Origin of the sequence: Clostridium polynesiense (genome assembly GCF_000820705.1) — a bacterium.
In the GTDB taxonomy this organism is placed as follows: domain Bacteria; phylum Bacillota; class Clostridia; order Clostridiales; family Clostridiaceae; genus Clostridium_AA; species Clostridium_AA polynesiense.
The window spans coordinates 1-8,558 of sequence record NZ_CCXI01000067.1 but is presented as its reverse complement, the minus strand read 5'-3'; the positions used below and the strand labels follow the sequence as shown (position 1 = coordinate 8,558).

Annotated in this window: 8 protein-coding genes and 1 pseudogene; all 9 read left to right on the top strand. The window is 30.7% G+C overall.

Annotation, left to right across the window (positions count from 1 at the left end):
• The first annotated feature begins 104 nt into the window (after nucleotides 1-104).
• Nucleotides 105-554, top strand: coding sequence for an arginine repressor (locus tag TA89_RS06305; RefSeq protein ID WP_040211855.1), 450 nt, complete (start codon nucleotides 105-107; stop codon nucleotides 552-554).
• A 19-nt stretch (nucleotides 555-573) separates the two neighbouring features.
• A complete protein-coding gene (gene recN, locus TA89_RS06300) occupies nucleotides 574-2,271 on the top strand; it encodes a DNA repair protein RecN (RefSeq protein ID WP_040211853.1) in 1,698 nt (565 codons plus the stop codon).
• A 178-nt stretch (nucleotides 2,272-2,449) separates the two neighbouring features.
• Nucleotides 2,450-3,610, top strand: a complete 1,161-nt coding sequence (gene spoIVB / locus TA89_RS06295) for a SpoIVB peptidase (RefSeq protein WP_040211851.1) — start codon at nucleotides 2,450-2,452, stop codon at nucleotides 3,608-3,610.
• Nucleotides 3,611-3,791: 181 nt separating this feature from the next.
• The gene (gene spo0A / locus TA89_RS06290) at nucleotides 3,792-4,604 is read left to right on the top strand and encodes a sporulation transcription factor Spo0A (RefSeq protein ID WP_040211850.1); all 813 of its coding nucleotides are present in this window, start codon (nucleotides 3,792-3,794) and stop codon (nucleotides 4,602-4,604) included.
• A 190-nt stretch (nucleotides 4,605-4,794) separates the two neighbouring features.
• A complete protein-coding gene (spoIIM, locus tag TA89_RS06285; RefSeq protein WP_040211857.1) occupies nucleotides 4,795-5,427 on the top strand; it encodes a stage II sporulation protein M in 633 nt (210 codons plus the stop codon).
• 76 nt (nucleotides 5,428-5,503) lie between these two features.
• Entirely contained in the window at nucleotides 5,504-6,373 is an 870-nt protein-coding gene (locus TA89_RS06280; protein WP_040211848.1) for a tyrosine-type recombinase/integrase, read from the top strand.
• A gap of 130 nt (nucleotides 6,374-6,503) precedes the next feature.
• Nucleotides 6,504-7,319: a purine-nucleoside phosphorylase gene (locus TA89_RS06275; protein ID WP_040211846.1), complete on the top strand. Its 816-nt coding sequence runs from the start codon at nucleotides 6,504-6,506 to the stop codon at nucleotides 7,317-7,319.
• A gap of 16 nt (nucleotides 7,320-7,335) precedes the next feature.
• Complete coding sequence (locus tag TA89_RS06270) at nucleotides 7,336-8,154, top strand: purine-nucleoside phosphorylase (RefSeq protein WP_040211845.1); 819 nt, start codon at nucleotides 7,336-7,338, stop codon at nucleotides 8,152-8,154.
• 15 nt (nucleotides 8,155-8,169) lie between these two features.
• Nucleotides 8,170-8,558: pseudogene (gene deoA, locus TA89_RS06265) on the top strand (pyrimidine-nucleoside phosphorylase); the annotation flags it as partial.

Genomic DNA, 8,558 nt, shown 5'->3' with positions numbered 1-8,558 from the left:
GGCTGATATAAAAATTAATATTGTAAACTTTAAAGATCTGGATTACTTTACAATTCTTAGGTCAAAGCTTATTAACAAAACCAGAGAGTGTGCAGGTGATAGTGATGAAATCTAAAAGACATTCTAAGATTCTTGAGATAATAAGTAAAAGAGATATAGAAACCCAAGAAGAATTAGCAGAGCAGCTCAAGCTTTCCGGTTTTGATATTACACAAGCTACAGTCTCAAGAGATATTAAAATATTAAAGCTTACTAAGGTATTGACTTCAAAGGGTACTTATAAGTATGTTTCAATATCTCAAGGAGATGATGACATATCTCATAAATTGGTAAGTATACTAGCTAATACAACTTTAGGAGTAGAAAATATAAATAATTTTGTTGTTGTTAAAACTATTTCCGGTTCTGCTCCTGCTGCTGCAGAAGCTATTGATTCTCTTAAAATTGAAGGAATAGCAGGAACTATAGCAGGGGATAACACAATATTTATTTTAACCCGCACCTTAAGCAGTGCTGAAGAATTAGTTAATAAGATTAGAAAATTAATCTCTTAGATTAAGAATAGGTGGTTTTATGTTATTACAAATTACAATTAATAATTTTGCTCTTATAGATAAGCTTACTATATCCTTTTTTGAAGGGTTTAATGTGCTTTCTGGAGAAACAGGAGCAGGTAAATCTATCCTTATAGATGCAATTAATTTTGTAATGGGAAATAAATTCAATAAGGATTTAATAAGAACCGGTGAAGACAAAACCTATGTAGAGGCTATTTTTACATTAGAATCTAATAAAACAATAAATATTCTGGATGACCTTAATATAGATAAAGATAATGTAGTTATACTAAGCAGAGAAACTTTTCAGAATGGAAAGAGCATTAGTAAAATTAATGGTAAGGCTGCTGTTTTGAGCACTTTACGGGAAATTTCAAAAACGCTTTTGGACATACATGGTCAACATGAAAATCAAAATTTACTGGAAGTGAACAATCATATAAATTATCTTGACAGTTTTTCAGAAAAGAATTTATCTAAGAATTTAAATGAATATAAAAATATTTATGATGAGTATATTTCAGTAAAGAGCAAAATAGAAGAATTAAAGGGCAGCAAGGATGAACAGAACGTAGTAAACTTCCTAAAATATCAAATTGATGATATCCAATCAGCGGATTTATCTGTAAAGGAAGAAGCTGAACTTCAAGAAGAGTTTAAGATTTTAAGTCATGCTGAAAAAATCAGTTTAGGATTAAATAATGTATATTCTTTACTTAATGAATATGGAGAAGGACAGTCAGCTTATGACTTAGTTTCTCATGCTTTAAGTGAAATTTCTTCAATAAGCAAGCATATGACAAAAGTGGAGGAAATAAGTAAGAACCTTGAAAGCTTAAGCTTTTCTTTAGAAGAAATAATAAATGATATAAGAAGTTTGAAGGATAATATAATATATGATGAAGAAAGATTGGAAAAAATAAATAATAGAATATACATCATTTCTAACTATAAACAAAAATATGGAAGATCTGTTAATGAGATTTTACAGTATAAAGATGAACTTATAAAGCAATACCAAGACTTAATTAATGGTGAAGAAGTCATAAAAAATCTTCAGAAAAAAGAAGCTGAATTAATAAATACTCTTAACAATATAGCTTTATCTATACACGAAATAAGAGCAAAAAATGCATTAAAGCTTGAAAAAAGCGTTATGGAGGAATTTAAACATATTGGTTTGGAAAAGAGTACCTTCAAAGTCAATGTGCAATTTGGCGATAAAATTTACAATAATGGTAAGGATAAGGTTCAGTTTTTTATTTCAACTAATCCTGGGGAACCTTTAAAGTCCTTGGAAAAAGTTGTTTCCGGTGGAGAGTTGTCTAGAATAATGCTTGCTTTAAAAACGGTGTTTGTAAACAATGATGAAATCCCTTCGATTATATTCGATGAAGTAGATACCGGAATAAGCGGAAGAGTAGCTCAGAGCGTTGCTGAAAAGATGTATTTAATATCAACAAGACATCAAGTTCTCTGTGTAACTCATCTTCCTCAGATAGCTGCAATGGCAGATAACAATTTCCTGGTTTCTAAGTACAGCATTAAAGATAAAACCTTCACTGAAATTAGTAATCTAAAGTCCTCTGAAAAGGAAAAAGAAATAGCAAGAATGATAGGTGGAGTAGAAATTACTGAAGTAACTCTGCAAAATGCTAAAGAAATAATTAAATTAGCAAATTTAAAAAAACAGCAATTAAATATACATAATTAACCAATAATTTGGAATTATAAGACCATGAGCTAATATTTTAGTTTGTGGTTTTTATTTTTCAAAATTTCATAATCATAGTAACTTCAATTATCTTTGTATTTAATAGCAGCTTTATTACAGCATAAGGTTGCTTACATCAGGGAAAGTTAAAAGGAGAAAAGAAAAAGGAGGAGTAAAGATGAGCAGAAAAAATAAATTTAAAAATTTTAACATCGTAACTCCCATTTTGACTTTACTGCTTTTAATTTTTCCCTACAATACATTGCTAACTGGAGGCAGCGACCAAGATACTGTGTTTAAAGTCAATAATAAAAATTTAAATATAGGCTATTTAAATAATAATATATCTCATATAGCTTTAGCATCAGCCAAATCCCAGGAAAAGGAGTTAGAGCTGATACCGGGAGGGCAAAGTGTAGGAGTGAAGATAACAACTAAAGGAGTTCTAGTTGTAGGATTTGCTGAAATAAGTTCTTCAAAAGGCACGGTGGAAAGTCCTGGATGGAAGGCTGGTATAGCCGTTGGAGATTCTATAATTAAGGTAAACGATATAGCTGTAGAAAATACAAAGAGCTTAATCAATATAATCAATAAAGGCAGTGGTAAAGAAATTAAGCTGCAGCTAGAAAGAAATGGAGAAGTGGTAACAAAAAATTTAATTCCTGTAAGATCTGAAGATGATGAGAATTTTAAAATAGGATTATGGGTGAGAGATTCTACCGCAGGAGTAGGAACTCTTACATTTTATGATCCACATTCACATAAATTTGGAGCTTTAGGACATCCAATTACAGATGTAGATACAAACTCTATGTTAAAAATAAGCAGTGGAATGCTTATAGATTCTTCTATAATAAATATAAAACGAGGAGAAAAAGGAAATCCAGGTGAACTCAAAGGTATTTTTGTAAATGAAGATACCGCACTTGGAAAAGTAAATACCAATACCGCCTGCGGTATATTTGGAACTGCCTCGGAAAAAATAATACAAAACGGATATAAAAAGCCTTTAAAAGTTGCTTCTCAAAAAGAAATAAAAGAAGGAAAAGCAAAAATAATTACTACAATTGATGAAAGCGGACCTAAATTATATGATATTGAGATAGTTAAGCTTTTACCTCAGGATGCTCCAGGATCTAAAAGCATGATTATTAAAATTACAGATTCCGAGCTTTTGAGTAAAACCGGGGGCATAGTTCAAGGTATGAGTGGCAGTCCAATACTACAGAATGATAAAATAATCGGAGCTGTAACCCATGTTCTGGTGAACAAGCCAGACACTGGATATGGTATTTATATACATTGGATGATAAAAGATGCAAATATTTTATCAAAATGAGTTTAAAAATATTAGGATTAATAGTAAGATATAGGTATAATATAAAAAGATATCATTATAGTATGATATCTTTTTGTATTATAAAATTTTATAAAAAGTTTCATTTTTAGAAGGAATTATTTTACTTTTGTCGAATTAATAATTTGTTAAATAATGGAATAAGCTTAAAGGAGAGAATCTTATGCAGGAAAATAGAATTTCAGTACTTATTGCTGATGATAACAAGGAATTCTGTAATATTTTAAATGATTATCTATTAAATCAAAGAGATATTATAGTTACAGGAATTGCAAAAGATGGATTGGAGGCTTTAAAGTTAATAGAAGAAAAAAAGCCTGACCTGGTTGTTTTGGATATAATTATGCCCCATTTAGACGGCTTGGGTGTCTTAGAAAGGCTGAGCACCATGGATATAAATCCAATGCCCAGAATAATAGTTTTATCTGCAGTAGGACAGGATAAGATTACTCAAAGAGCAATTACCTTAGGAGCAGATTACTATGTGGTTAAACCTTTTGATATGGATGTATTCACAAAAAGAATAAGACAGATGTTTAATAATACAATATCCAGCGATAGCTCAAAAAAATCAATATCTCTTATAGATACACCTGAGGTTAAATCCACAAGAAAAGAACCAATGGATTTAGAAACAGAAATTACAAGTATAATTCATGAAATAGGAGTTCCAGCTCACATAAAAGGCTACATGTATTTAAGAGAAGCTATAACAATGGTAGTTAATGATATGGAGTTATTATCAGCTGTTACTAAAGAACTTTATCCTTCAATAGCTAAAAAGTATAATACAACTGCTTCAAGAGTAGAAAGAGCTATAAGACATGCTATAGAAGTAGCTTGGGGAAGAGGACAGGTTGAAGCTATCAACAAACTCTTTGGATATACCATCCATAATGATAAAGGTAAGCCAACTAATTCTGAGTTTATTGCTATGGTGGCAGATAAATTAAGACTTAAAAACAAAGTGAGCTGAAGTGATTAAATTAAAGGGCTCAATACTGAAAATGAATATAAAATAACTTTTTATTTTAAAGACACCTGCTTATGATTATTTTTAATAGGCAGGTGTCTTTAATTTTATGGAATCTAAATGTAATTCACTTAATCATATATGGAAAATAATTATCATAGTATATATAAAAATATTTTACTTGGAGGTTAAAATGGGAAACTTATTAATGAAGAATGGTATAGCTAAAGAAATTGAAAAAAATATGTGGGCTCTAATGCTGATTATTCTGTTTTTTTCTATAGGTATAGTTCTGGGAGTTTATACAGTAAAATATATGAATAGTTATGATATGAATAATCTAAACGATTATTTTTCTTTATTTTTGCAGAGTCTTAAAGAAAAAAGCTTCGATAATAGGGAGCTTATCATTGAAGCTGTAAAGAATAATTTTATAATCATATTGGTTATATGGGGCTTTGGTTTTACAATCCTTGGAATTCCTGTTATATTAATAACTAATATGATAAAAGGATATACTTTAGGATTTTCCTTTTCTTTTATAATAGTAAGTATGGGATACAAATCAATGGGGTTTGCGCTATTAGCATTAATGCCTCAAAATTTAATATATGTGGCCTGTATTATAATTATCTCGGTATATTCTTTTAATTTATCTTTGGAAAAAATTAAAAACAGATTTATTAAAACATCCCATTATACTAATAGTAAGAATGTAGTTAATTATTTATACTGCTTTATAGTAATAGCATTAATAATGTTTATGGGCTTTTTTATTGAAGGGGTGTTTACACCAGGCATTCTTAGACATATAATATCTAAATAAAGATAAATTGGTACTTAGGATTATTTATACTGTGGTATTACTAAAAAAACAAAAAATATTATAAATGGTGATAAATATGAATGATTTATTAGAAGAATTTTATGATTTTTTAGAAAAGAAGCGGCTTAGCAATAATTCTATAAAAGCTTATATAAGTGATATAACAGATTTTAAAGTATACCTTGATGTCAATAATATAAATTATATCAAGGTTAATAATGATGTGATTTATAATTATGTTCACAGCAGTTTAGGCAGCAAGTCAGTAGCTACTGTAACAAGAAAGATAAACACTATTAAAAAATTTTATAGATTTCTTCTTCATAATAATTATAAAATTGACAAAAACATATTGCTATATAACGCTCCACAGCCTAAAAGGAAAACTCCTGAATTTTTATCACAGGATGAAATAGATAGAATTATATCCTTACCGGACAGTAAAACCTTTAAGGGAATAAGGGATAAAGCTCTATTGGAGGTTTTATACGGTACAGGACTAAAGGTAAACGAAATTATAGACATAAAAACTCAAGATATTGATATAAACCTAAAATTTTTGAAGTGCCAAAAAGGTAAAAAACAGAGAGTTATTCCTTTAGGCACTAAATCAATAGAAAGCTTAAAAAAATATTTAGATGAAAGAAAACAGATTGATAATGGGAACGACTACCTGTTTATAAATAGTAATTATGATATACTTACAAGACAGGGAATATGGAAGATTATTAAGCATTATATTTCTAAAGCAGGAATTAATAAAGAAATAAATCTTAATACCTTTAGACATTCCTTCGCCCTTCACCTTCTTGAAAATGGTGCTGATATTAATATTATTCAGGAGTTATTAGGTCTTAAAGGGGTCAATGTGCTTCAGATTTATCTTGATGTACTGCCTAGAAAAAAATTAAGAGAAATATATAACACGACTCATCCTCGGGCATAAAGAATTTATCACCTTTTATTTTCTATTTTTTGATTTATTTGTTAAGATAAGAGTATAATATTCTTATCTTAATAATTTTATATATTAATTACTTTTAAACGTTTAAAATAATAAAATAGGAGGAATACATATGGATTTAAACAAAATTAAAGAAGCTTCTGATTTTATAAAAAGTAAATTGAATTATCAGCCTGAAATAGGAGTAATATTAGGTTCAGGCTTGGGAGATATGGCTGAGGGGATAGAAAACAAGGTTATTATCAAGTATAACGATATACCACATTTTCCTGTATCTACCGTTCAAGGCCATGCTGGTCAGTTTGTTATTGGAGATTATAAAGGAAGAAAAGTTATTATGATGCAGGGTAGATTTCATTTCTACGAAGGTAATCCTATGCAGACGGTGGTAATGCCGGTTTACGTAATGAAGCTTATCGGAGTAAGTAAATTAATCGTTACCAATGCTGCAGGAGGAGTTAACACTTCCTTTAACCCAGGTGACCTTATGATTATTACAGATCACATTAACTTCTCAGGAGACAATCCTCTTATAGGTAAAAATTATGAGGAGATAGGACCAAGATTCCCTGATATGTCCCAGGCTTACAGCAGGAGATTAGTAGAGAAAGCTATTGATGCATCTGAGAAACTATCTTTGAAGATTCAAAAAGGAGTTTATATGATGTTTTCAGGTCCAACATATGAGACACCAGCTGAAATTAAAATGGCAAGAAAACTAGGAGCAGACGCAGTAGGAATGTCTACGGTTCCAGAGGTTATTGCTGCAAATCACTGTGGAATTGAAACTTTAGGAATATCCTGTATAACAAATATGGCAGCAGGAATATTAGATCAGCCTTTAAATCACGAAGAGGTTATAGAAACTTCTGCTAAGGTAAAGGCAAACTTTATTGAACTTGTATCTAACATTATTTCAGACCTATAACACAGGAGGAATATGTATGAAAACCATAGAGGATATAAAAGCTGCTTCTAATCATATTAAAGCCCTGTGTGATGGCGGCATAGATATTGCCATAGTATTAGGATCCGGTCTTGGTAAATTGGCAGATAAAATAGAAAAGCCTGTTAAAATAAAATATAAAGATATACCTGGATTTCCTGAGTCCACTGTTAAAGGGCATGCAGGAGAAATGATTATTGGAGAGCTTAAAGGCAAGAAAATAATAGCTATGAATGGGAGATTTCATTTTTATGAAGGCTACCCTTTAAATACCATAACATTTCCTATTAGGGTTATTAAGGAGCTTGGAGTGAACAGTTTGATTATTACCAATGCTGCAGGAGGAATGAATCCTGAATTTGAAGCTGGTGATTTGATGATTATTACTGATCATATAAATATGATTGGGGATAACCCTTTAATAGGGGCCAACTATGATGCTTTAGGTCCAAGATTTCCTGATATGTCTGAGGCTTATAAAAAAGAATATATTGACCTTGCGAACAGGACAGCAGAAAAGTTAAATATAATGGTTAAAAATGGAGTTTATGTACCAGTAAGCGGTCCTACCTATGAAACATCGGCAGAACTTAGATATCTAAGATTCTTAGGCGGTGATGCAGTCGGTATGTCAACGGTTCCAGAAGTAATAGCAGCAAATCACATGTCCATGAAAGTACTTGGTATATCTGTGATTACAGATATGGCTATAGCTGATAATTTGGAACCCTTAGACCACATAAGGGTCATGGAAACAGCAAATAAAGCTACAGAAAAATTTGTGAGACTGGTTGAAGGCATAATAGAAGAAATGTAAGAGAGGGATATATTTATGAGAATGTACGATATTATTTTAAAAAAGAGAAATAAAAAAGAATTAACTACTGAAGAGATAAATTATTTTGTAGATGGATATACAAAAGGTGAACTTCCTGATTATCAAGTTTCAGCACTGCTTATGGCGATTTACTTTAATAAAATGTCAAAAAGAGAAACCTCTGATTTAACCATGGCAATGGTAAAATCAGGAGACATTTTAGATTTAAAGAGCATTGAAGGTATAAAGGTTGACAAACACAGTACTGGAGGAGTAGGGGATACTACTACACTAGTACTTGGTCCAATGGTTGCAAGTTTGGGAGTACCTGTAGCTAAGATGTCAGGAAGAGGTTTAGGCCACACAGGTGGAACAATTGACAAGCTTGAATCATTTAATGGATT

What these genes read in the sequence shown, in the direction of transcription:
- TA89_RS06305 (WP_040211855.1), top strand. Translation starts at nt 105, where the DNA reads ATGAAATCTAAAAGACATTCTAAGATTCTTGAGATAATAAGTAAAAGA.
- recN (WP_040211853.1), top strand. Translation starts at nt 574, where the DNA reads ATGTTATTACAAATTACAATTAATAATTTTGCTCTTATAGATAAGCTT.
- spoIVB (WP_040211851.1), top strand. Translation starts at nt 2,450, where the DNA reads ATGAGCAGAAAAAATAAATTTAAAAATTTTAACATCGTAACTCCCATT.
- spo0A (WP_040211850.1), top strand. Translation starts at nt 3,792, where the DNA reads ATGCAGGAAAATAGAATTTCAGTACTTATTGCTGATGATAACAAGGAA.
- spoIIM (WP_040211857.1), top strand. Translation starts at nt 4,795, where the DNA reads ATGGGAAACTTATTAATGAAGAATGGTATAGCTAAAGAAATTGAAAAA.
- TA89_RS06280 (WP_040211848.1), top strand. Translation starts at nt 5,504, where the DNA reads ATGAATGATTTATTAGAAGAATTTTATGATTTTTTAGAAAAGAAGCGG.
- TA89_RS06275 (WP_040211846.1), top strand. Translation starts at nt 6,504, where the DNA reads ATGGATTTAAACAAAATTAAAGAAGCTTCTGATTTTATAAAAAGTAAA.
- TA89_RS06270 (WP_040211845.1), top strand. Translation starts at nt 7,336, where the DNA reads ATGAAAACCATAGAGGATATAAAAGCTGCTTCTAATCATATTAAAGCC.